The organism is Microbacterium sp. S1037, assembly GCF_048381605.1.
Taxonomy (GTDB): Bacteria; Actinomycetota; Actinomycetes; order Actinomycetales; family Microbacteriaceae; genus Microbacterium; species Microbacterium testaceum_B.
Window position 1 is genome coordinate 555183 of the sequence record NZ_JBLWIG010000003.1, and the last position, 23432, is coordinate 578614.

Annotated in this window: 19 protein-coding genes and 1 tRNA gene; 12 read left to right on the plus strand and 8 right to left on the minus strand. The window is 69.7% G+C overall.

Annotated features, from left to right (window positions below; genetic code table 11):
- The first annotated feature begins 34 nt into the window (after nt 1-34).
- From ACMW4R_RS17675 to ACMW4R_RS17695, 5 genes are read left to right on the plus strand one after another with little or no spacing between them, the layout of a single operon-like run.
- Nucleotides 35-1018 (plus strand): ABC transporter permease, encoded by a 984-nt coding sequence (locus tag ACMW4R_RS17675; RefSeq protein ID WP_058614299.1) that lies wholly within the window; start codon nt 35-37, stop codon nt 1016-1018.
- A complete protein-coding gene (locus ACMW4R_RS17680) occupies nt 1015-1932 on the plus strand; it encodes an ABC transporter ATP-binding protein (protein WP_058597404.1) in 918 nt (305 codons plus the stop codon). Before ACMW4R_RS17675 ends, ACMW4R_RS17680 begins: the two co-directional genes overlap by 4 nt.
- Nucleotides 1929-2960 carry an ATP-binding cassette domain-containing protein gene (locus tag ACMW4R_RS17685; protein ID WP_418300551.1) on the plus strand — a complete coding sequence of 344 codons (1032 nt, stop codon included), beginning with the start codon at nt 1929-1931 and terminating at the stop codon, nt 2958-2960. The genes ACMW4R_RS17680 and ACMW4R_RS17685 overlap by 4 nt, the downstream gene beginning before the upstream one ends.
- Nucleotides 2957-4450 carry a glycoside hydrolase family 32 protein gene (locus tag ACMW4R_RS17690; RefSeq protein WP_418300552.1) on the plus strand — a complete coding sequence of 498 codons (1494 nt, stop codon included), beginning with the start codon at nt 2957-2959 and terminating at the stop codon, nt 4448-4450. Before ACMW4R_RS17685 ends, ACMW4R_RS17690 begins: the two co-directional genes overlap by 4 nt.
- Entirely contained in the window at nt 4447-5934 is a 1488-nt protein-coding gene (locus ACMW4R_RS17695) for a glycoside hydrolase family 32 protein (RefSeq protein ID WP_418300553.1), read from the plus strand. Before ACMW4R_RS17690 ends, ACMW4R_RS17695 begins: the two co-directional genes overlap by 4 nt.
- Nucleotides 5935-5978: 44 nt before the next feature.
- Here ACMW4R_RS17695 and ACMW4R_RS17700 read toward each other — a convergent pair.
- The 3 genes from ACMW4R_RS17700 to ACMW4R_RS17710 all read right to left on the minus strand — a co-directional run bounded on the left by ACMW4R_RS17700 (nt 5979) and on the right by ACMW4R_RS17710 (nt 8143).
- Nucleotides 5979-6054, minus strand: a tRNA-Lys gene (locus ACMW4R_RS17700).
- Nucleotides 6055-6092: 38 nt separating this feature from the next.
- Nucleotides 6093-7097, minus strand: coding sequence for a FecCD family ABC transporter permease (locus ACMW4R_RS17705; protein ID WP_418300554.1), 1005 nt, complete (start codon nt 7095-7097; stop codon nt 6093-6095).
- On the minus strand, nt 7094-8143 hold the full coding sequence (locus tag ACMW4R_RS17710; RefSeq protein WP_418300555.1) for a FecCD family ABC transporter permease: 1050 nt from the start codon (nt 8141-8143) through the stop codon (nt 7094-7096). The genes ACMW4R_RS17705 and ACMW4R_RS17710 overlap by 4 nt, the downstream gene beginning before the upstream one ends.
- 23 nt (nt 8144-8166) lie before the next feature.
- Between ACMW4R_RS17710 and ACMW4R_RS17715 the strand changes: the two genes are divergently transcribed.
- The gene (locus ACMW4R_RS17715; protein ID WP_418300556.1) at nt 8167-9219 is read left to right on the plus strand and encodes an iron-siderophore ABC transporter substrate-binding protein; all 1053 of its coding nucleotides are present in this window, start codon (nt 8167-8169) and stop codon (nt 9217-9219) included.
- 89 nt (nt 9220-9308) lie between these two features.
- Here the strand turns inward: ACMW4R_RS17715 and ACMW4R_RS17720 are convergent, their stop codons facing one another.
- Nucleotides 9309-9980: a fasciclin domain-containing protein gene (locus ACMW4R_RS17720; protein ID WP_058626116.1), complete on the minus strand. Its 672-nt coding sequence runs from the start codon at nt 9978-9980 to the stop codon at nt 9309-9311.
- A gap of 317 nt (nt 9981-10297) precedes the next feature.
- Here ACMW4R_RS17720 and sigK point away from each other — a divergent pair, with 317 nt between their 5' ends.
- The 4 genes from sigK to ACMW4R_RS17740 all read left to right on the plus strand — a co-directional run bounded on the left by sigK (nt 10298) and on the right by ACMW4R_RS17740 (nt 13657).
- Nucleotides 10298-10888, plus strand: a complete 591-nt coding sequence (gene sigK / locus ACMW4R_RS17725) for an ECF RNA polymerase sigma factor SigK (protein WP_418300557.1) — start codon at nt 10298-10300, stop codon at nt 10886-10888.
- Entirely contained in the window at nt 10885-11682 is a 798-nt protein-coding gene (locus ACMW4R_RS17730) for an anti-sigma factor (RefSeq protein ID WP_058626115.1), read from the plus strand. Before sigK ends, ACMW4R_RS17730 begins: the two co-directional genes overlap by 4 nt.
- 98 nt (nt 11683-11780) lie before the next feature.
- Nucleotides 11781-12419, plus strand: a complete 639-nt coding sequence (locus tag ACMW4R_RS17735; protein WP_058626114.1) for a hypothetical protein — start codon at nt 11781-11783, stop codon at nt 12417-12419.
- A gap of 353 nt (nt 12420-12772) precedes the next feature.
- Complete coding sequence (locus ACMW4R_RS17740) at nt 12773-13657, plus strand: aminodeoxychorismate lyase (protein ID WP_418300558.1); 885 nt, start codon at nt 12773-12775, stop codon at nt 13655-13657.
- Between the two features lie 86 nt (nt 13658-13743).
- Here ACMW4R_RS17740 and pstB read toward each other — a convergent pair whose 3' ends face one another.
- From pstB to ACMW4R_RS17760, 4 genes are all read right to left on the minus strand, one after another.
- Nucleotides 13744-14523, minus strand: coding sequence for a phosphate ABC transporter ATP-binding protein PstB (gene pstB / locus ACMW4R_RS17745; RefSeq protein ID WP_058614292.1), 780 nt, complete (start codon nt 14521-14523; stop codon nt 13744-13746).
- A 20-nt stretch (nt 14524-14543) separates the two neighbouring features.
- A complete protein-coding gene (gene pstA, locus ACMW4R_RS17750) occupies nt 14544-15632 on the minus strand; it encodes a phosphate ABC transporter permease PstA (protein WP_058597415.1) in 1089 nt (362 codons plus the stop codon).
- Nucleotides 15629-16648, minus strand: coding sequence for a phosphate ABC transporter permease subunit PstC (pstC, locus tag ACMW4R_RS17755; RefSeq protein ID WP_193751253.1), 1020 nt, complete (start codon nt 16646-16648; stop codon nt 15629-15631). Before pstC ends, pstA begins: the two co-directional genes overlap by 4 nt.
- A 158-nt stretch (nt 16649-16806) precedes the next feature.
- The gene (locus tag ACMW4R_RS17760; RefSeq protein ID WP_058597416.1) at nt 16807-17934 is read right to left on the minus strand and encodes a phosphate ABC transporter substrate-binding protein PstS; all 1128 of its coding nucleotides are present in this window, start codon (nt 17932-17934) and stop codon (nt 16807-16809) included.
- A gap of 158 nt (nt 17935-18092) precedes the next feature.
- Here ACMW4R_RS17760 and ACMW4R_RS17765 point away from each other — a divergent pair, with 158 nt between their 5' ends.
- Nucleotides 18093-22031, plus strand: a complete 3939-nt coding sequence (locus ACMW4R_RS17765) for a Pls/PosA family non-ribosomal peptide synthetase (protein WP_418300559.1) — start codon at nt 18093-18095, stop codon at nt 22029-22031.
- Entirely contained in the window at nt 22028-23326 is a 1299-nt protein-coding gene (locus tag ACMW4R_RS17770; RefSeq protein WP_418300560.1) for a M1 family metallopeptidase, read from the plus strand. Before ACMW4R_RS17765 ends, ACMW4R_RS17770 begins: the two co-directional genes overlap by 4 nt.
- The last annotated feature ends 106 nt before the right edge of the window (nt 23327-23432 follow it).

The following is a 23432-nucleotide window of genomic DNA, read 5'->3' on the forward strand; positions in this document are numbered from 1 at the left end:
CGTGACGATGTCTCTCGCCCAAGACCCCCGTGCCATGGTCGAACTCGATCTCGGCGTCGCCGCCGACGCGGACACCCCGCCCGTCCGGCCACCCCGCGGGCGCGATGGCTTGCTGCGCGGGCTGCTGAGAAACGGCAAAGCCATCGCCGGCCTCGTGATCCTGGCGCTCTTCGTCGCCGTTGCCGTGCTCGCCCCGGCGCTGGCCCCGGGCGACCCCACGCTCATCCGGGGTCTGGGAGCGCAGCCCCCCTCGCTCGACCACCTGCTGGGGACGACCGCGAAGGGGCAGGACGTCCTGGCACTCAACGTCTGGGGAGCGCGGTCGTCTCTCTTCGTCGGTTTCACCGTCGGAGTCCTCGCCACTCTGGTGGGACTGCTGGTGGGTCTTGCCTCGGCCTACCTCGGCAAGAACGTCGACAATCTGCTCTCCCTCGTGACGAACGTGTTCCTCCTGCTGCCGGGCTTGCCGCTCCTGGTGATCCTGGCGGCCTTCCTCCCGCAGGGCATCGGCACCGTGATCATCGTCCTGGTGATCACGGGATGGGCCGGATCCGCTCGCGTCCTGCGCTCGCAGGCGATGTCCATCCGCGGGAAGGACTTCGTCGCCGCCGCGCAGGTCACCGGTGAGTCGTCCGTGCGCATCATGTTCCGCGAGATGCTGCCCAACATGGCGTCGATCGTGATGAGCACGCTGCTCTCCTGCGTGATCTTCGGAATCGGCGCCCAGGCCGGTCTCGAGTTCCTGGGCCTCGGCGACATCTCGACCACGAGCTGGGGCACCAATCTGTACTGGGCGAGCAACGACGGAGCTCTGCTCACCGGCTCGTGGTGGGTGTTCGTGCCGCCCGGCGTCGCGATCGCGCTGGTCGCCTTCGCCCTCTCCCTGGTCAACTACGGCGTCGACGAGACGACCAACCCTCGTCTTCGCACTCCGCGTCGCCGCGTGTCGGCGACCGCTCCGACGCCGGTCGCCGACCTCCGCGTCGACCCCGCCATCGCGAAGGAGGACGCCCGATGAGCGCCGCACTGTTGGAGGTCGAGGACCTCTCCGTCGAGTACGTCACCGATTCCCGGACGGTCCGCGCGGTCGATCGCGTCTCCTTCACGGTGGGCGAGGGCGAGGTGTTCGGCCTCGCGGGTGAATCAGGTTGCGGAAAGTCCACGATCGCCAACGCGATCCTGCGTCTCCTCCGCGACCCGGCGATCATCGCGGGCGGATCGATCCGCTTCCGGGGGACCGACGTGCTGGCGTTGACCGCCGGGGAACTCCGCGCGTTCCGGTGGCGCCAAGTCGCCATGGTGTTCCAGAGCGCGATGAACTCGCTCAACCCGGTCATGACGATCGGCGATCAGATCGCCGACATCTACACGACGCACGAGCGTGTCTCCAAACGCGAGGCCCTCCGCCGGGCGGCCGGCCTGCTCGATCTCGTGGGCATTCCGCACGATCGGCTCCGGTCCTACCCGCATCAACTCTCCGGCGGCATGCGGCAGCGAGTCGTGATCGCCATGGCGACCGCCCTGCGTCCGCTGCTGCTGATCATGGACGAGCCCACGACGGCGCTCGACGTCGTCGTGCAGCAGGAGATCATGGCCCAGATCAAGGACCTGCAACGCGAGCTCGGGTTCGCGATCCTCTTCATCACCCACGACATGTCGCTCATGGTCGAACTGAGCGACCGCATGGCGGTGATGTATGCAGGACGATTCGTTGAAACGGCATCCGCTCTGTCGATTTTCGAGACGCCGCGCCATCCCTACACGAATGCGCTCATGAACGCGTTCCCTCCGATGACCGGTCCGCGCGTGCGCCTGCGCGGCCTGGGCGAAGGCATCCGCTTCACCGACATCCCCGACCTCGTTCCCGTCGGGCCCGACCACTGGGCGGCACCGACCTCGGTCGAGACGTCCCGAACGGAGGCGACCCGATGAGCCCCCAGACTCCCGTGCTGTCGGTGCGCGGACTGACGAAGACGTTCCCGATCGGCGGGATGTTCTCGCGTCGACACGTGCGCGCGCTCGGCGGCGTCGACCTCGACATCGCCCCCGGCGAGATCGTGGCGCTGGTCGGCGAATCCGGCAGCGGCAAGTCGACCCTCGCGCGGTGTCTCGCGCGTCTCGAGCAGCCCTCCGGCGGCAGCTTCGCGTTCGAGGGGCGCGACGTCCTGAAGGCCGAGCCGCGACGAGCCAGCCGCGCGTACCGATCGGCGGTGCAGATGATCTTCCAGGATCCGTTCGGCTCGCTGAATCCCGTCCACCGGGTCTCCCACTTCCTCGAGCGGCCGTTGCAGCTGCACGATGCCGTCTCCGGGAGGGACGAGCTCGAACGCGCGAAGCGCCGGTTGATGCAGAAGGTCGATCTGCCCGCCGAACTCCTCCACCGATACCCGCATGAGTTGTCCGGCGGTCAGCGACAGCGGATCGCGATCGCGCGTGCGCTCGCCGTGAATCCCCGCCTGATCCTGGCCGACGAGCCGACATCGATGCTGGACGTCTCGGTACGCATCGGCGTGCTGAACCTGATGCGATCGCTGTGCGAGCAGCAGGACATCTCGATGCTCTACATCACCCACGACCTCGCGTCGGCGAGGTATCTCGCCGACCGCATCATCGTCATGTTCGCCGGCCAGTTCGTCGAAGGGGGCGAGGCCGCGGCCCTGCTGGCAGAGCCACGGCATCCGTACACCCGTCTACTCATCTCCGCCGTTCCCGACCCGCGTCGACGCGGCGGCTTCGACCCCGTCGAACGTGCGCGGTTGCGTCACGAGGTCGTTCAAGCGACTTCTTGTGCCTTCCACGGCAGGGGAGAGACCGCGTGCTCCGCCGAGACCGCGGTGTTCCATCGCGTGAGCGACGCGCCCGAGCACTGGGTGCGGTGCGGTCTGTACGCGCCGCCCTCGGACGCCCCCGGCACCGCCCTCGAACGACCCGACACGACGCAAGAAAGCCCCGCCGCATGACCATGACCTCTGGCCCCGCCCTCGTCTCCGCCGAACTCCTCGCGCTCGCCGCCGAAGACCCGCACCGCCCGGTGTTCCACTTCACCGCACCGGCGGGGTGGCTCAACGACCCGAATGGCCTCACCCAGCGCGGCGGCGAGTACCACCTCTTCTATCAGTTCAACCCCGATGCTCCCGTGCACCATCGCATCCAGTGGGGCCACGCGGTGAGTACCGATCTCGTCACCTGGCGCGACGTCCCGGTCGCTCTCACTCCGACGGAAGGCCCCGACGTCGACGGCTGCTGGTCGGGCGTGCTGGTGTACGACGGCGACGTGCCGACCATCGTGTACTCGGGCAGACACGGCGACCGCGAGTTGCCGTGCATCGCGACAGGCTCCGACGATCTGCTCGTGTGGACCAAGGATGCCGGGAACCCCGTCATCGCGGCTCCCCCCGAGGGTTTGGAGGTCACCGCCTTCCGGGATCACTCCGTCTGGCGGGAGGGCGACGTCTGGCGCCAGTTGATCGGCTCCGGCATCCGGGGGCAGGGGGGAACGGCGTTCCTGTACGAGTCTCTCGACCTGAGGAGCTGGACGTATCTCGGCCCCCTCCTCGTCGGCGACGGCGCCGGCTCCGATCCGGCCGCACCGGACTGGACCGGCACGATGTGGGAGTGCGTCGACCTGTTCGCCCTCGGCGACGCGGACTCCGCACACCGCGACATCCTGGTCTTCTCCGCCTGGAACGAGGGCATCACCCACCATCCGCTGTACTGGTCCGGTCGGTACGAGGGCGAGCGCTTCACACCGGCGGCGCTGCACCGGCTCGACCTGGGCGGGCGGTACTTCTACGCGCCGCAGTCGTTCCTCGACGAGTCGGGCCGGCGGGTGATGTTCGGCTGGCTGCAGGAGGGGCGATCGGATGCCGCGGCGGTCGCCGCCGGATGGTCGGGGGTGATGTCGCTGCCGCGGCTGGTGACGCCGGCGCCGGACGGATCGCTTCATCAGCGGCCGGCGCCCGAGGTCGATGCTCTGCGCGCGGCGGAGGTCGCCGACCGCGCACTGACCCTCGGGGCAGAAGAGACCGAGGTCGCTCGCGGAGACGAGCTCGACATCGAGGCGCGATTGACCATCCCGGAGGGCGGTGTGTTCGCGATCGTCGTGCGCGCGTCGGACGACGACGCGGAACGCACGGTACTGCGGCTGCGTCGAACGGGCGACCGCGCAGAACTGAGCCTCGATCGTTCTCGATCGAGTCTGAATGGCGACGTCGATGTCACTCCGCGCTCGGGCGAGGTTCCCGTGGATGCCGAGGGTGCCGTGGAGGTCCGTGTGCTCGTCGACCATTCGGCGGTGGAGGTCTTCGCGGGCGGGGTCCCGCTCACGACCCGCGTCTATCCGACGCGTGCGGATGCCCTCGGCATCCGGCTGTCCGGCGAGGGGGTCGCCGTCCACCTCCGTGCGTGGTCGATGCGTTCCGTCGCACGCGGAGCCGAGGGTGCGGAGTGAATCCTGACACGCAACCGCGCCCCGCGACGCGGCGCCCCGCCTTCCATTTCAGTGTTCCCGACAACTGGAAGAACGACCCACAGCGGCCGATCCACCTAGCGGGGGAGTACCTGTACTACTACCTCTACAACGGCGACTACCTCGCCGGTGGTATCGGCACCTCGTGGCGATTGGCCACGACGCGTGACCACGTGGCGTTCGTCGACCGCGGGGTCGCGATTCCGAAGTTCTCGAACGGCAACGGTGACTGCTGGTCGGGCTCGCTGGTCGTCGATACCGGGGGCACGGCCGGATTCGGTGCAGGTGCGATCGTGGCCCTGGTCACCCAGGCCCGGGTGGACGCCGTGCCCGAGGGGCGCCAGGCGCAGTACCTCTGGTATTCCACCGACGGTGGCCGCTCGTTCCGCTCCGGCGGAGACGATCCCGTCCTGGACGTTCCGGGAATCCCGGACTTCCGCGATCCCAAGGTGATCTGGGACGCAGAGCGGGGGCGGTGGTTCCTCGCCCTCGCTGAGGGGGACCGGCTGGGGTTCTACGCCTCGACGGATCTGCGCACGTGGGACCGCGTCGGTGAGTTCGCCCGCAACGACCTGGGACTGCTCGAGTGCCCGGACATCTTCTCGATGACGGCCGACGACGGATCGACGACCTGGGTCCTCGGCGTCAGCGCTAACGCGAAGCACCGGGGTCTGCCCGCCACTTACGCCTACTGGACGGGCACTTTCGACGGTCGTACGTTCGTCCCCGACGCCGAACAGCCGCGCTGGCTCGACTGGGGGTTCGACTTCTACGGTGCCGTGACCTATCCGCACCACGGCACCACGGGAGCGGAAGACCCGGGCCTGCGCCACGTGATCGGGTGGGCCAACTTCTGGGACTACCCGCACAACACCCCGACGATCGATACGGACGGGTACAACGGCGACGACATGATCGTGCGCGATCTGAGACTCGTGCGAGATGAGCGCGGCTACCGGCTGATCTCCGCTCCCACCGCGGCGCTCGCCGACTACGTCACCACCACGCATCTCGTCGGAGACGTCGAGGTGTCCGCGCATGTCGATCTCGATGTCTCCGCCGTGGCCTATGACCTCGAGTGCGATGTGTCGTGGTCGGCATCGACGCAGGACGTCGGTGTGCAGGTCTGCCGCGCGCCGGGAGGAACCCGCTTCGTCGCGGCTGGCCTCGACGTGACCAAGGGGAGCGCGTACCTCGACCGGAGCTTCACCGCAAACCCCAACCGAGGCCGCAGTGAGGCGCCCTTCGACCCCACCGCCGGCTCCGTACGGCTGCGCGTGCTCGTGGACAGGACGAGCGTGGAGGTCTTCGTCGCGGATGGAGAGACCGTACAGTCGCACCGGGTGTTCCCGCTCAGCGGGGACGAGCGGGTACGCCTGTACAGCAGCGGAGGAGCGGCCGTTTTCCGTGACGTCACCGTCCGCGAGCTGGAGGTCGGGCCGCGACGCGACGGGGGTGCGGGCTGAGGAGAGATCGCGATTCCCGAACTTCTCCGTTCAGTTCGGAATCATGGTGGGCCCGGAGGGGCTCGAACCCTCGACCCGCGGATTAAAAGTCCGATGCTCTGCCAACTGAGCTACAGGCCCTCGGTCCCAGCCTAGCGGGCGCGGCGGGGGTGCCGTGCTCACCGCCGGGAGCGGGCGACGATCCAGAACAGGTACGCACCGCCCACCGCCGCGGTCAGCAGACCGACGGGGATCTGCAGGGGAGCGAGCGCGCGCTGGGCGACGACGTCGGCCACGATCAGCACGACGGCCCCCGTGAGGGCGGATCCGACGAGGGGGATGCCGCTCGTCCCCATTGCGCGACGAGCCAGCTGCGGTGCGGCGAGGGCGACGAAGCCGATCGGGCCCGCGACCGCTGTCGCCGTTCCGGTCAGGAGCGCGGCGACCACCACGAGCGCGAGGCGCGCGCGACCGGTGCGGACGCCCAGCGACCGCGCGGTGTCGTCGTCGAGCTCGAGGGCGCGATAGTCGCGACGGAGCGCGACCAGCGCGGCGCTGAGCACGCCCAGTGAGGCGAGGAGCAGCACGACGTCGTTCGCGGAGGTGGCGGCGAGACTTCCGTGGAGCCACTGCGTCGCGTTGCGCGCGACGTCGAGGGGAGCGCGGGTGAGCAGGTAGTCGTTGACGGCGGCCAGGAGGGTCGTCAGGGCGATGCCGGCGAGGATCGTTCGCTCCCGCGAGATCCCGACGCTGCGGGCGATCGCCATGACCACGATGACGGTGAGCAGCCCTCCCGTCCACGCGCCGATCGCCGGGGACGGGGGAGGAGAGATCAGGGTCAGCCCGATGAGCGCCCCGGTCGCCGACCCGGCCGTGAAGCCGACGATGTCGGGACTCGCGATCGGGTTGCGCGCCAGGGTTTGGAACACCGCACCGGCCAGACCCAACGCGGCCCCGATGAGAAGCGCGGCGATGAGGCGTGGCATCCGCATGCCCATGACGACGACAGTGGTTCGTGAATCGGCGTCGCCGGATAGAGCGGATGCCACATCCCCGAGCGATGCGTGGAACGAACCCGTCGTGAGCCCGACGCCGGCCGCGGCCACGGCGACGAGGATCAGGATCGCCGTGACCGCGAGCGTGCGTCGATGTCGTGACAGCCGGGTCCGCGAGGGCGCGCTCATCGGGTTCTCCGCAGGATCAGCCAGAGGAGGAGCGGAGCGCCGAGGAAGGCGGCGACGATACCCGCCTCGACTTCGCCGGGGAGGGCGATGACGCGCCCCACGATGTCGCTCGCGAGCGTCAGTGCGGCACCTGTCACGGCCGCGAGCGGCAGAGAGACGGGGACGGATCCGCCGACGGCTCCGCGGACGGCGTGCGCGACGAGCAGGCCGATGAAGGCGAGCGGCCCCGCCGCCGACGTCGCGGTGGCGCAGAGCACGGTGATCGCCGCGCCCGAGGCGATCGTCACGAGGGCGGGCGAGACCCCGAGGGATCGGGCCAGATCCCGTCCCAGCTGGAGGTGGTCGAGGCCTCGTGCGATGAGGGCGGCGAGCGCCATCCCGACGATGGCGAACGGAAGCAGCTGGGCCGAGACGTCGGCATCCCTCCGTTCGAACGAGCCGACCGCCCAGAATCGGAACGACTCGAACGTGGTGTCGTCGGCGAGGGTGATGATGCCGACGATGGCGCTGAGGCAGGCGCTCAGGGCGACGCCGGCGAGGATCAGACCGACGGTGTCGTTGCGCCGGTCGGGCCGTGCGGCGGCGTTCACGAGCAGGGCGGCTCCGCCCGCCCCGGCGAACGCGAACCAGACATAGCCGCTGGCGGTCCCCACTCCGAAGGCGGCGATCGCGACGACCACGCCGAGCGCGGCACCCGCGTTCACCCCGAGAAGCCCGGGGTCGGCGAGCGGATTCCGGGTGAGCGCCTGCATGAGGACGCCGGCGACACCCAGGCACGCTCCCGCGAGCAGGGCCGTGAGGGTGCGCGGCACACGGAGCTCGTGGACGATGACGCCGACGGTATCCCGGCGTTCCGAGAACAGGGCGGACAGCACGTCCACGGGGGCGAGGGCCCGCGATCCGACGGCGAGGCTCGCGACGACGAGGACCGCAAGAAGAGCGGAGACCGCGACGATCAGCACGATCGCGCGAGAGCGCGCCGAACGACGACGCGAGTCCAGCTGTGCCGCAATCCCCGGTGAGCTGGCAGCGGCCGAATCGAGCACAAAGGTAAGGTTATCCTAACCGTGTGACCCTCTTTCGTTTCTCGTCTCCGCACATCCGTCATCGTCCTCGACGAGCGGTCCTCGCCCTCGGAGCGGCCCTCGCCCTCGTACTCAGCGGCTGCGCCGGGGCCGGCGCACCGTCATCGACGGTCGACGCCGAGGCGGGGGCCACCGGCACCTGGGTGGTCTCGCGCGATCTGGAGCCCGGCATGGGTTCGAGCGAGGCCGACGGCGTCTTCCCGCGCGAGGTGACCCACTTCGGCGGGGTCACTTCGATCACCGCGAAGCCGACGCGCATCGCCGTCGTCTCGACCGGTCAATTGGACGCCCTCTTGGCTCTCGGAACCGTGCCGGTCGCGGCGACGCGCGCCGAGAACAGCGGCCTCGTTCCGCAGTACCTCCAGGACGCCTTCCCCGACGAGGCGGCCCCGCTTGCCGCGATGGCCGACATCGGCAAGCGGACGGAGCCCGACCTCGAGGCCATCGCCCAAGCCGACCCCGACCTGATCCTCATCAACTCCACCCGGGGCACCGAGCTGTACGACGCGCTCTCCGCCATCGCCCCCACCGTGCTCACCAAGGGCAACGGCGTGAACTGGAAGAGCGACTTCCTGCTCATCGCGGACGCCCTCGGTCAAGAGGGGGAGGCGCGCGGCATCCTGGATTCACTGCAGTCGGAGAGTGCGGCATTCGCCGAGACGCACGCGGCGGGGGAGCCGACGGTCTCGTTCCTGCAGTCCACCGGGGACCGCACGCGCATCATGGGAGTGCCCTCGTTCGCCGGGGGAATCGCCGAAGACCTCGGTCTCGGGCGACCGGCCTCTCAGCAGTTCGATGACACGTCGCAGGACATCAGCGCCGAGCAGATCGATCTGGCCGATGCCGACCACGTGTTCTACGCCGGGATCGGCGAGGGGACGGCCTTCATCGAGGATGCGCCGCTGTGGAAGACACTCGGCGCCGTTGCCGACGGCCGTGCCGTCGCGGTCGACTACGACCCCTGGTTCACCAATGCCGGCCCCGTCGCCGCGCGTCTCGTGCAGAACGAGATCGTGCGCGCGGTGGACGGCGACTGACCGGCACGAAAGAGCGAGCGCCGGACCCCCTCGCCTGGGGTCCGGCGCTCGCCGTCAGATCCGATCCGAGGATCGGCCGGGTGCGTGACTTACGCAGCCGGGGGCATCAGCACCGTGTCGATGAGGTACACGGTCGCGTTGGCGGTCTTCACGCCACCGCAGATCACCTTGGCGTCGTTGACCATGAGGTTGTCGCCCGAGCCCGAGACGGTGACGTCCTGTCCCTCGACCGTGGCGTGGGTGCCGTCGATCTCGGACGGGCTGAGCTGACCGGCGACCACGTGGTACGTGAGGATCTTGCTCAGCGTGGCGCTGTCGGTCTTGAGGCCGTCGATGGTCGCGGCGGGGATCTTGGCGAACGCGTCGTCGACCGGAGCGAACACGGTGAATTCGCCGCCGTTGAGCGTGTCGACCAGGTTCACATCGGGGTTCAGCTGGCCGCTGACGGCGGCGGTGAGCGTCTTCAGCAGCGGGTTGTTCGAGGCGGCGGTCGCGACCGGGTCAGCGGCCATGCCTTCGACCGAACCGGCGCCCGAGGGGACGGCGGCGGCGTAGTCGGCGCAACCGGGGCCGACGAGGTCGGACGCAGCGTCCATCGAGCCAGAGGAGGCCGAGGGCGACGCTGCCATCGAGGGGGCGCTGCTGGTCTCTTCGCTCATGGAACCACCCGAGGTGGTGCCACCCGAGCAGGCGGTGAGAGCGAAGGCCGAACCCAGAACGAGGGCGAGACCAGCAACGACAGGCTTCTTGTTGGTGAGCATGACATTCCTCCGAAATCGTTCGGATCGCATTCACGATCCGTCAGGGACACCCCGGTGCGGGTGGTTCGCCGTGGAGCGGCTTACACGGGGTCTTCGGGACCCCAGGGCGATCGGATTGGCGTCGAGGCGGAATTCGTTCTCGAACGAGAGATTCCGAGATGGAAAACCCCAGGTGAGAGGCGAGGAAATATTCTGAGGAATATTTTCTATCAGCTCGGAAGAAGGTCGATCCGCGCGCATAACGGTTCCGTACCCAATGTCTCGACGCGCGGCCACCCGGTCGGGCCGCGCCCTCGGCGTAAGAGAGGATGGATGCCATGGTGATCGACGGCTTCGACCTGCCCGACGAGGGCTCGGATCGCGCCGACCACGTGGGCGATCTCATCCAGCGCGTCGCGACGGGCGACCGGGATGCATTCGCCGAACTGTACGACGCGCTGTCGCCTCGGGCTTTCGGTCTCATCCTCCGGGTGCTCGTCGACCGGGCGCAGAGTGAAGAGGTGCTGCAGGAGGTCTTCCTGGAAGTGTGGCAATCCGCTGCGCGCTTCACTCCGAAGAGAGGGCAGGGAAGATCGTGGGTCCTCACGATCGCACACCGGAGGGCGGTGGACCGCGTGCGGTCCGCGCAGTCCAGTGTCGATCGGGATGTGCGCGCGGGCTTCCGCGATATCGACGTTGCCTATGACAACGTCGCCGAAAAAGTCGAGATGAAGATCGAGGGGAGACGCGTCGTCGATGCACTGGCGGCGCTTCCCGAGGCCCAGAAAGAAGCGCTCACGTTGGCCTACTTCGGTGGATACAGCCAGAGTGAGATCGCTACTCTCGTCGGTGCGCCCCTCGGGACGGTCAAGACGAGAATGCGTGACGGTTTGTCACGCTTGAGGATGGAAATGGGGGTGGACAAGTGAACGAGAGGGAATTCGCCGACCTCGCAGCCGGTCACGCGCTGAATGCGCTATCCGATGCTGACGAACGCGCGTACCAGGAGGCACTTGCGAGCAATCCCCACTGGGAGTCGCACGTCCGCGACGCAGCCGAGGCGATCGCCGCCCTGAGCGCGGTCATCGAGCCCGTCGACCCGCCGCCGTCGGTGCGCGCCTCCCTCATGGCTCGTATCGCCGACGTTCCTCAGCAGGCAGTCGGGCCGGTCACCACCCCCGATGTCGACCGCGACGACGAGGACTACGCGGCGGCAGGTCCCGCGCCGGTCGTTCCGGATGCCACTTCCTCGCGCCCCGCGAGCTGGGGCCGTCGTCGCTGGTTCACGCTCGCGGCATCCATCGTCGCTGTTCTGGTCCTCGGCTTCGGGGCGGCGTCGTTCGGCCAATACCTCACCCGGCCCGCGGCCGTCATCGCCCTGCAGCAGATCGAGAGCGCGCCCGACGCGCAGTCCGCTTCGGTGTCGATGCCGGACGGCGGCTCCGCGACCGCGCACTGGTCTGCCTCGACCGGGCAGAGCGTGCTCGTGACCGACGGCATGCCGGCGCTCAGCGACGACCAGACCTATGAACTGTGGTTCGTGCGGGGCGAGACGCCGATCGCCGCGGGCATCTTCGAGACGGATGCCGAGGGCCGGGCGACAGCGATGCTCGATGGAGAGTTCCACTCGGGCGACGTCATCGCGGTGACGGTCGAACCGGCGGGCGGCTCGCCCGACGGGACGCCGAGCTCCGCACCGGTCGTCGCGGTCGCCACCGCTTGAGGCTGCTCGAGCGAGGTCCCTGAGCCTCGCGACCGAGGTCCCCGAGCTTGTCGAAGGGACCGGACCCCCTTCCCCGGCTGACCGCCTAGCCTGGAACGATGAGCGATTCGCCGCGCGAGTTCCACAAGCCGATCCGACGTCCCGCTGAACTGTTCGACCGTCTCTTCGCCGCCGACGACCCCGCCGAGGTCTCGCGTGTCGCGCACAGCACCGCTCACGCTCTCCTCGCGCGCGTCCGCGCGGATCCGAGCGTCGACATCGTCGAGCGTCTCGTCGCCTTCACCGACGACCACGGCATCGACGACATCGCCGAGCTGTGGTCGCGGTCACCCGCGCGCTCCCTCCCAGGGGCACTGTGGCGCCTCTACCTGCTGCAGCTCATGATCCACGACGATGCGGCGACGGCGGCCCTGCTGTACGAGCGAGGGCGGGTCGAGATGACGACGGTCGACCCCGTCGTGGTCGGCGCCCCTGCGCCCGCCGGTCCCGAGGAGCTCGTGCAGCTGATCGACACGATCCTGAGGGGACTGTTCGAGGGCGATTTCGCCGTGGCGCTGGACCGCGCCGCCGCGTTCTGCCGTGTGCAGGCGTCGGGGTCGACGCATCTCGCCGACGACTACGAGAACACCGAGTCGGAGCGGGCCTCGGCGTTGACGACGCGCGCGCTTCGGCTGTCGACGTACGCCGAGGATCTGTCGGCCGCCGCGGCGCTGTGGCGGCGGGATGCGCTGACCTGAGGGTGCTCCCGGTCCCTTCGACAAGCTCAGGGACCTCGCGGGGCGGGTGCCGTCGCGCGAGCCGTGCCTCGCGCGAGCGGGCGGCGGAGAGCGCGCGGGCGGCGGAGAGCGCGCGGCGGGAACGGTGGCTGAGCCTGTCGAAGCCACCCGCAGGAGAAACCCACCGCGGAGAAGAAAAGTGCCGGACCGCAGAACGCCTCTCGGCGCATGGCCGCTCAAAGCGGCAGAAGATGGAGCCCGGGGTTACTGCGGCCCGGCATGAAAAGTGTAACAAGCGTCAGCGGCGGACATTCCCTCCGGAGGCCCCGTTGACAAGACCCGGGCGTGTCGTGCCCCGAGCGTAGGCTCGCTCCATGGCTTTACGTTTCGCCCTCATGATCGACCCCGTGGCATCCGACGATCGACGCGAGAGCTTCGCCGACGGGTTCACGGTCATCGACCCGCTCGGACCGGCGCTGCCGCTCGGTGAGCTGAGCGCGCAGCGTGGCGACGGTGTCTTCGAGTCGCTCGGTGTGGTCGACGGGCATGCTCAAGAGGTCGGTCCGCACCTGGATCGACTCGCGCATTCCGCGCACCTGCTCGACCTTCCGGCTCCGAACGCGGCTCAGTGGCGGGCGGCGATCGCGCGCGTCGCCGCCGAAGCCGGGCCGGGGGAGCGCGTGATCAAGCTCATCCTCAGCCGGGGCATCGAAGAGGGGTCGTCCCCGACCGCGTGGGTCACCCTCGCGACGGCGCCCGAGAACACGCGCGCCCGCACCGAAGGGGTGCGCGTCGTCACCCTCGATCGCGGGTACCAGCTCGACGTCCCCGGGCGCGCGCCGTGGCTGCTGCTCGGCGCGAAGACCCTCTCTTACGCGGTCAACATGGCCGCGATCCGCGAGGCGAAGCGCCGCGGAGCCGACGACGCGGTGTTCGTCACGACCGACGGATACGTGCTCGAGGCGCCGACGGCATCCGTCATCCTCCGACTCGGAGACAGGTTCGTCACGCCCGAGCCCGCCGCCGGCATCCTGCACGGGACCACTCAGCGAAGCCTGTTCGCCCACCTCGCGCAGCGTGGCTTCTCGACCGTGTACGAGCCGGTGCTCCTGAGCGACCTCAGAACCGCGGATGCCGCGTGGTTGCTGTCGAGCGTCCGTTTGGCCGCGCCGATCTCGGCGGTCGACGGCGTCGAGAAGACCGTCGACCGCGATCTGACCGACGAGCTGAACGCGTACCTGCTCTCGCCCCGCGACTGACTCCCGGAACCGACGGACCAGACACGTCCGCCCCCCCCGGAAACGACGATGGCCCCGCCGAAGCGGGGCCATCGCGCGACGCGGGTTTATCCGAAGCGTCCCGAGACGTAGTCCTCGGTCGCCTGGACGGTCGGGGCGGTGAAGATCGTCGCGGTGTCGTTGTACTCGATGAGCTTGCCGGGCTTGCCGGTGCCGGCGATGTTGAAGAACGCCGTCTTGTCGCTCACGCGCGAGGCCTGCTGCATGTTGTGCGTCACGATCACGATCGTGTACTCGCTCTTCAGCTCGCCGATCAGCTCCTCGATCGCGAAGGTCGAGATGGGGTCGAGGGCCGAGCACGGCTCGTCCATCAGCAGCACGTCGGGCGAGACGGCGATCGCGCGCGCGATGCACAGGCGCTGCTGCTGACCACCCGAGAGGCCGCCGCCCGGCTTGTCGAGGCGGTCCTTGACCTCGTTCCAGAGGTTGGCGCCCTGCAGCGACTTCTCGACGAGGGCGTCGGCGTCGCTCTTCGACATGCGCTTGTCGTTGAGCTTCGCGCCGGCGAGCACGTTCTCGCGGATCGACATGGTGGGGAACGGGTTCGGACGCTGGAAGACCATGCCGACGTGGCGGCGCACCAGCACCGGGTCGACCCCGGGGCCGTACAGGTCGTCGCCGTCGATCAGCACGCGGCCCTTGACGTGTCCGCCGGGGATGACCTCGTGCATGCGGTTCAGCGTGCGCAGGAACGTGGACTTTCCGCAGCCCGAGGGGCCGATGAAGGCGGTGACCGAACGCGGCTCGATGTCGATCGAGACGCCCTCGACCGCGAGGAAGTCGCTGTAGTAGACGTTGAGGTCCTGGACCTCGATGCTCTTGGACATGGGGGTGTGCCTTTCCGCGCTCAGCGGGACTTCGGTGCGAACAGGGCCGCGACGATCCGGGCGATCAGGTTGAAGATGACGACGAGGACGACGAGGAGGAAAGCCGCGCCCCAGGCGTTGGCCTGGGAGGCGTCGATGTCCTGCCCGGGGAAGCTGTACGCGGTGTACGCCATGACCGGCAGGGTCTGCATCGGACCCTCGAAGGGGTTGGAGTTGAAGTTGTCGGTGAAGCTGGCGGCGATGAAGATCGGCGCCGTCTCACCCACGACGCGGGCCACGGCCAGCACGACACCGGTGATGATGCCCGAGGCTGCCGTACGGAGCACGACCTTGATGATCGTCGCCGAGCGCGGCACGCCGAGCGCGAGAGATGCCTCGCGCAGGTCGGCCGGCACCAGGCGCAGCATCTCTTCGGTGGAGCGGATGACGATGGGGATCATCAGCACGCACAGGGCGATGGATGCCGAGAACCCACTGAACGCCTTCGGACCGACGATGAGGCTGAACAGCGAGAACGCGAACAGACCCGCGACGATCGAGGGGATGCCGGTCATCACGTCGACGAGGAACGTGATCGTGCGGCGCAGGGGATTCGTGGGCAGCGCGTACTCGACGAGGTAGACGGCCGCGAGGACGCCGACCGGAACCGAGATGAGCGCGGCGATCCCGGTGATGATCAGTGTGCCGGCGATGGCCTGCCACGCGCCGGCGGTCGCGACGACCGCGAGGGTGTTCGGGTCGAAGGTGGTGCCGCCGACCTGGGTGATGAACTGCAGGTTCACCACGGCGAGTCCCTTGGAGATCACCGTCCACAGGGTCGACACGAGAGGCGCGAGAGCGAGAAGGAACGCGGCGGTGACGAGTCCGCGGACGATGCGGTCGACAGCCTTGCGGCGGTTCTCGACGATCGCGGAGCCGACGCCGATCGCGATCAGGTAGATCACGGCGGTCAGGATCAGCCACACCGCGAGGTTGAAACCGCCGAAGAGGAACTGCACGGCGGCGATCACCACGGCGACCCCGACGAGCAGGGCGGGTTCGATGAACCGCGGAAGCTGCCCGCTGGTCAGGGCCAGGGGAGCCGAAGCCGGGACGGCGGAGGCGGTCACGAGCGCTTTCCTCTCTTGCGGCCCTTCGCGCCCGGTCCCGTCGCCGAGATGATGTAGCGCGCGAGCATGTTCACCGCGAGCGACACCACGAAGAGCATCAGGCCCGTGCCGATGAGCGCGGAGCGCTGCAGGTCGGTCGCGATCGGGAAGTTCAGGGCGATGTTGGCGGCGATGGTCTGGGAGTTGTAACCGTCGGTCAGCAGGAGCACCGAATAGATGAGGCTCGGCGAGATGATCAGGGCGATGGCCATGGTCTCGCCGAGGGCGCGACCGAGACCGAGCAGCGTCGCCGACACCATGCCGCTGCGCGCGTACGGGAAGACCGCCAGGCGGATCATCTCCCAGCGCGTGGCACCGAGGGCGAGAGCGGCTTCCTCGTGCAGGCGCGGGGTCTGCAGGAAGATCTCTCGGGTGATCGAGGTCACGATCGGCAGGATCATCACGGCGAGCACGACGCCACCGGTGAACATCGTGGAGCCGGTGGTCGACACGGGCCCCTGGAAGAGCGGGATCCAGCCGAGGTACTCGTTGAGGAACTGGCTCACGGGCAGAAGGAGCGGGCGCATGACGATGATGCCCCAGAGGCCGAAGACGATCGAGGGCACCGCCGCGAGCAGGTCGACGACGTAGCCGAGCGCGCCGGCCAGTCGACGGGGTGCGTAGTGCGAGATGAACAGCGCGATGCCGATGGCGACGGGGGTTCCGATCACCATCGCGATGAGCGCGGCCCAGATGCTGCCGAAGAGCAGCGGACCGACGTACTCCCAGAAGCTCGACCAGTTGCGGTTCTGATAGCCGGCGAGGTCGCCTTCGCTCCAGTTCGCCGTGATGGCCGGGAGGCCTCGGATGATCAGGAAGATCGCCACGCCGGCGAGGATGACCATGATCGACACAGCCGCCGTGGTCGACAGGCCGAGGAAGACGGTGTCGCCGACGCGACGCTTCCCGACGATGCTGGCTTTCGGGGTGCTCGGTGTCGCGGCGTCGGTCGCGGCGTCACTCACGGTGTCAGTCACGGGGGACCTCATGCTCGGCACGGATCAAGGGGTGCTCCTCGGTCGGGTTCTCTCTGAGGATGTTCGGCTCAGCGGAACGGTCGATGCTGAATCGACCCCTCCGATCAGCCCGGCCCGGTCCGCACGGGAGGTGCGGACCGGGCCGAGTCCGAGAGGTGTTACTTGATGGCCGCGAGCGTCTCCGCAGCAGCCGAGAGGACCGAGTCCGGCAGCGGGGCGGAGCCGGCGTTCTTCGCGGCGACAGCCTGGCCCGTGGTGCTCGTGACGAAGCCGAGGTACGACTTCACCAGCTCGGACTGCTTGGTGTCCTTGAAGGTGGTGCAGGTGACGGCGTACGACACGAGCGGGATCGGGTAGGTCTCGGCGGTCAGCTTCGAGTAGTCGAACTTCTTCGACAGGTCGCCCGGGACGCCGTTGCTGGCGTCGACGGCCGCGGCCTCGAACGTCGCGGTGACGGCCTCGGCGCTGTAGGGGATCGCGGTGCCGTCCTGGATGATCGCGGCTGCGTTCAGGTCGCCGATGGCGGAGTGGTCGGCGTAGCCGATGGTGCCCGAGCCGGCCTTGACCGCCTCGACGACGCCGGAGCCGCCCTTCTGCTTCGACACGTTGCCCTCGATCGGCCAGTCCTTGCCCGCGGGCGAGGTCCAGACCGACGACTGCGTCGCGGCGAGGTAGTTCGTGAAGTTCTGCGTGGTGCCCGAGCCGTCCGAACGCGCGACGGTCGTGATGGGACCGGCGGGGAGCGCCGTGCCGTTGTCCTTGGTGATGGCCGGGTCGGACCAGTCGGTGATCTGCAGCGCGAAGATCTTCGCGACGGTCTCACCCGAGAGCTTGAGGTCGGTCACGCCGGGGACGTTGAAGATGATCGCGACACCGTCGAGGTAGATCGGGATGTTCACGCCACCCTCGGTGCAGAGAGCCTTCGACTGCGCGGTCTGGTCGGCGTTGAGGGGGGCGTCCGAGCCGGCGAAGTCGTACGCGCCGCTCAGGAAGTTGGTGACACCGCCGCCGGAGCCCTGCGACTTGTCGTAGTTGACCGTCACGCCCTTGACCTGCGCGTTGTAGGCGGCGGTCCACGCGGCCTGCGCGTTGGACTGGGCGCTCGAGCCACCCGCGGTGATCGTGCCCGTGAGGTTCGGGTCGAGCGTCGCCGTGACGTCGGACGAGGTCGGCGATGCCGAGGTGCCCGCGGCGTCGCCGGAGCCGGAGGGCGAGGAGCAGCCGGCGAGAGCGAGGGAGGCGACGGCCGCCACGGCGCCCAGCTGAACGAATCGGGAGAGCTTCACTGTGTGAATCCTTCGTATGTCGGGGACACGAACCCGGTGCAGGGTTCTCCCGCACGGTAAACACCGACTCTTACGAGAGTGCGTTGTGCGGGTGAACGGAAGGTGAACCGCTCCCGCCTGACCGGGACGTTTTCTTCGGCGGTATACGCTTCACCCCCGTGACGACCCCCGCCTCCGCCGCCCAGGCGCCGCTCGATCGTGTGAGCGCCGCCCCGCCCGCCCGCACGCTCATCGATCTGCTCGCCGACGTCGCGGCTCGGCATCCGGAGGCCTCGGCGATCGACGACGGCTCGGGCGCCCTCAGCTATCGCGAACTGCTTGCTCGGGTGTGGCGGACAGCGGGTGCCCTTCACGCCGCGGGCGTGCGCCGCGGCGACCGCGTCGGCGTGCGCATGCCGTCGGGGTCCAAAGAGCTGTACGTGTCGATCCTCGCCGTGATGGCCGCCGGAGCGGCTTACGTGCCGGTGGATGCCGACGACCCCGACGAACGCGCTCGGCTGGTGTTCGGCGAGGCGGGTGTGAAGGGCATCATCGCGGGCGACGGAGAGTTCGTCGCCGGCGATGACGATCTCGTACGCCTGTACGAGGGGGACGCTCCGCATCCGAGTACGAACGCCATTCCGGTCGTGGCGCCGCCCACGGTGGACGACGACGCGTGGATCATCTTCACGTCCGGCTCGACCGGCGTGCCCAAGGGTGTCGCCGTGTCGCACCGATCGGCTGCCGCCTTCGTCGAGGCCGAAGCGCGCCTCTTCCTCCAGCAGGAGCCGCTCGGCCCGGGCGACCGCGTGCTCGCGGGGCTCTCGGTCGCCTTCGACGCCTCGTGCGAAGAGATGTGGCTCGCGTGGGGCCATGGAGCCTGTCTCGTCCCCGCCCCGCGCTCGCTCGTGCGCTCGGGCGAGGACCTCGCGCCCTGGCTGCTGCGCCAGGGCATCACCGTGGTCTCGACGGTGCCCACGCTCGCGGCGATGTGGCCGGCCGACTCGATCGAGAACGTACGCCTGCTGATCTTCGGCGGTGAGGCGTGCCCGCCCGAACTGGCGGCACGACTGGTCGCCGAGGGGCGTGAGGTGTGGAACACCTACGGACCCACCGAGGCGACGGTCGTCGCGTGTGCGGCGCCGCTCGACGGCACCCTTCCCGTGCGTATCGGCCTGCCCCTCGACGGCTGGGCGCTGGCGGTCGTGGATGCCGAGGGCCTTCCCGTCGCGGAGGGACAGGTCGGCGAGCTCATCATCGGCGGTGTCGGTCTCGCGCGCTACCTGGACCCGGCGAAGGACACCGAGAAGTACGCCCCCATGCCCACGCTCGGCTGGGAGCGGGCGTACCGTTCGGGCGACCTCGTGCGCTTCGATCCCGAGGGACTCGTCTTCCAGGGCCGCGCCGACGATCAGGTCAAGGTCGGCGGGCGTCGCATCGAGCTCGGCGAGGTCGAGTCGGCACTGCAGGACCTCGCCGGGGTCAGCGCCGCCACTGTCGCGGTGCGGACCACCGAGGCCGGGGTCCCGGTGCTCGTGGGGTATCTGGTGATGGATGCCGGGGTCGACCTCGATCGCGGAGCGGCCCGTGCCGCACTCGCCGAGCGTCTCCCCGCCTCGACGATCCCGCTGCTCGGCGTCGTCGACGAGCTCCCCGTGCGCACCTCGGGGAAAGTCGACCGTGCAGCGCTCCCGTGGCCGTTACCGGGTGTCGATGCGCCCGCCGCCACGGATTTCTCCGCCGACGAAGCTTGGCTCGCCGAGCAGTGGCAAGCTGTCCTCGGCCTTCCCGTGACCGAGCGGAAGGCCGACTTCTTCGACCTGGGCGGGGGATCCCTCGCCGCCGCGCAGCTCGTCTCACGGATCCGTGCGCGCGTGCCCGAGTTCTCGGTGGCCGACATCTACGACGTCCCCCGCCTGGGAGCGATGGCCAAGGCGCTCGGCCCGCAGCTGAGCGACGAGGGTCCGGCCGAGTTCCACCGCGCGGCGCCGACACCCCGGACGACGCAGTGGGCGCAGACCCTCCTCGGCGCACCGCTGTTCATCCTCGCCGGCGTGCGGTGGCTGTTGTACCTGCTGACCGCGTCGGCGATCCTGCACCTCCTGCCGGGTTTCGAGGTGCTCCCGACGGTGCCCTGGCCCGCCCTGCTGATCGGTCTGCTCGTGTTCGCGACGCCGTTCGGGCGCATGGCGATCGCCGTGGCATCCGCTCGTCTCCTGCTCGCGGGAGTGCGTCCGGGCGACTATCCGCGCGGAGGGTGGGTGCACATCCGTCTGTGGCTCGCCGAGCAGATCGCCAACCAGGTGGATGCCGTGGGCCTCGCCGGTGCGCCCTGGGTGTCGTACTACGCCCGGGCGCTGGGTGCGCGCATCGGCCGCAACGTCGACCTGCACGCACTGCCGCCCGTGACCGGGATGCTCGTCGTCGGCGACGGAGCGTCGATCGAGCCCGAGGTCGACCTGACCGGCTATTGGATAGACGGCGACCTCGTCCGCATCGGGGAAGTCCGCATCGGAGCGGATGCCACGGTGGGAGCCCGCTCGACCCTGGCCCCGGGCACGCGGATCGGTCGTCGCGCCGAGATCGCTCCCGGCTCCGCGGTGTTCGGCCGGGTCAAGGCGGATCAGTCCTGGGCCGGCTCGCCCGCCGTCCGCGTCGGCGGAACGGCGAAGGGCTGGCCGGGAGAGCGCCCGCCGGCTCCGACGCGCTGGCTGTGGGCGTACGCCGCGTCGGCCGTGGTTCTCGCGCTGCTCCCGCTCGCGGCGTTCACCGTCGGCGGTCTCGTGATCGCGCAGGGCATCCACGGGGCCGACAGCCTCGGTGAAGCGACCGCGCGGGCCTTCGCCTGGCTCGTGCCGGCGGTCGCGGTCACGGGCGTCGTGTTCGCGGCATCCGTGGTCCTTCTCGTGCGGCTGCTCTCGATCGGTCTCGTCGAGGGGACGTTCCCCGTGCGCAGCCGGGTCGCGTGGCAGGCATGGAGCATCGAGAGACTCCTGGATGCCGCGCGCACGATCCTCTTCCCGCTCTACTCGTCGCTTTTCACCCCCGTGTGGCTGCGCCTGCTCGGCGCGCGCGTCGGGCGCGACGTCGAGGCATCCACGGTCCTTCTCATTCCGTCGATGACCCGTATCGAGGACGGGGCGTTCCTCGCCGACGACACCATGGTCGCGTCCTACGAGTTGCGCGCCGGGTGGCTGCGCCTCGGGCCGGTGCGCATCGGCAAGCGCGCGTTCCTCGGCAACTCGGGAATGGCGGCCCCCGGACACCGCGTGCCTCGAGACGGTCTCGTGGCCGTGCTGTCCGCCGCTCCGCTGAAGGCGAAGCCCGGCTCGTCGTGGCTCGGCTCCCCGGCGGTGCGCCTGCGGCGGCTGTCGGCCGAGGGCGACGAGTCGCGCACGTACCAGCCGACCCCGGGCCTGCGGCTCGCGCGCACGCTGTGGGAGCTGTGCCGCTTCGTGCCGGTGGTCGTCACCTGCGGGATCGGCCTCGGCGTGCTGTTCACCCTCGCCGGCCTGTGGGATGCGGTCGGACCGGTGTGGACGCTCCTGCTCTCGGGTGTTGTCCTGCTGGCGGCGGGCGCGGTCGCGGCGGCCGTGTCGACCGCGGCGAAGTGGGCGATCGTCGGGGTCATCCGGGCAGGAGAGCAGCCCCTGTGGTCGAGTTTCGTCTGGCGGACCGAGGTGTCCGACACCTTCACCGAGATGGTCGCGGCGCCGTGGTTCGCTCGCGCCGCGTCCGGGACGCCGGCCCTCGCGGTGTGGCTGCGCAGCCTCGGCGCGCGGATCGGCACGGGCGTGTGGTGCGAGAGCTACTGGCTGCCCGAGCCCGACCTCGTGACCCTGGGCGACGCATCGACGGTGAACCGCGGGTGCGTCGTGCAGACGCACCTTTTCCATGATCGAATCATGAGTATGGACACCGTCGAGCTGGAACCCGGGGCGACCCTCGGCCCGCACAGCGTGGTGCTGCCGGCATCCACGCTCGGCGCTCACGCCACCGTGGGCCCGGCTTCTCTGGTCATGCGTGGCGAGACCGTCCCGGTCGGCTCGCGCTGGAGCGGAAACCCCATCGGCCCCTGGCGTGCGGTCAAGGTGCGCGCCTACCAGTCGACGTCGTGAGCGGCGGCGACCCCTACGCCCCGCAGAGCGGCGACGCGTCGTACGACGTCGAGGAGTACGACCTCGCCCTCAGCTACCGCGTGCGCACCAATCGCCTCGAGGGGGTGGCCACGATCACCGCCGTCGCCCGGCAGCCGATCGCCTCGTTCGCCCTCGACCTCGTCGGACTCCGCGCCACACGCGTGAAGGTCGACGGAGTGGCAGCGCGTCACACGAGCGGTCCTCGCGCGTTGCGGGTCACCCCGCCGCGCGCTCTCGCCGGCGGTGCGTCGTTCCGCGTCGAGGTGGTCTACGCCGGTTCGCCGGCCCCGCGGCGCTCGCGCTGGGGGACCGTCGGGTGGGAGGAGCTGACCGACGGCGCTCTCGTCGCGGGACAGCCGACGGGTGCACCCACGTGGTTCCCCTGCAACGACCGGCCCGACAACCGCGCGCGCATGCGGCTGGAGGTCACGGTCGACGACGGGTACACGGTCGCGGCCACCGGCGTCGCGGGGGCGACGACACGGCGCGGCGGTCGCACCACGACGACCTTCGCGTCCGGGGTCCCGACCGCGACCTACCTCGCGGCGGTGCACGTCGGGCGCTATCGCACCCAGGTCCTGGTGGGAAGCGGCGTCGACGTGGTCCCCGTCGTCAGCGTGACCGCCCCGCCCGCCCTCACCGCGGCCGCCGACCGGGCCTTCGCCCGCGTCCCCGACATGCTGCGCGTGTTCGACAGGCTGTTCGGTCCATACCCGCAGGAGGCGTGCACGCTCGTCGTCACCGCGGACGAGCTCGAGATCCCTCTCGAAGCGCAGGGGCTGGCGGTGTTCGGCATGAACCACCTCGTCCCGGCGGCGCAGCGTCTCGTCGCCCATGAGCTCGCGCACCAGTGGTTCGGCAACAGCGTCGGCATCGCCCGATGGAGCGACATCTGGCTGAACGAGGGCTTCGCTTGCTACGCGGAGTGGCTGTGGTGGGACGCCTCAGGTGGCCCCTCGATCCGGGCTTCCGTCGCCGAGAATTACACCCGGCTCGCCGCGAAACCGCAGGACCTGCTGCTCGTCGATCCCGGACCCGACGACATGTTCGACGATCGCGTCTACAAGCGCGGCGCTCTCGCGCTGCACGCGGTGCGTCGCGCGCTCGGCGACGACGCCTTCTTCGCGCTGCTGCGCGGCTGGACCGCCGACCACCGCCACGGTCTCGTCACGACCGACGACTTCCGCGCCGCGGTCGAGCGGGCCGGGGGAGCGGATGCCGCTCACCTGCTGTCGCGCTGGATCGACCATCGCGAGCTGCCCGCGCTGCGCTGACGCCGCGCTGATTCGGTGCTGCGGCGGCGCGGAGGCGTGCGCGATGGAGGATCAGGGACGCAGGGAGGATCCGCCGTGGGTTTCGGCCCTCCGCTCGTCCCTGGTC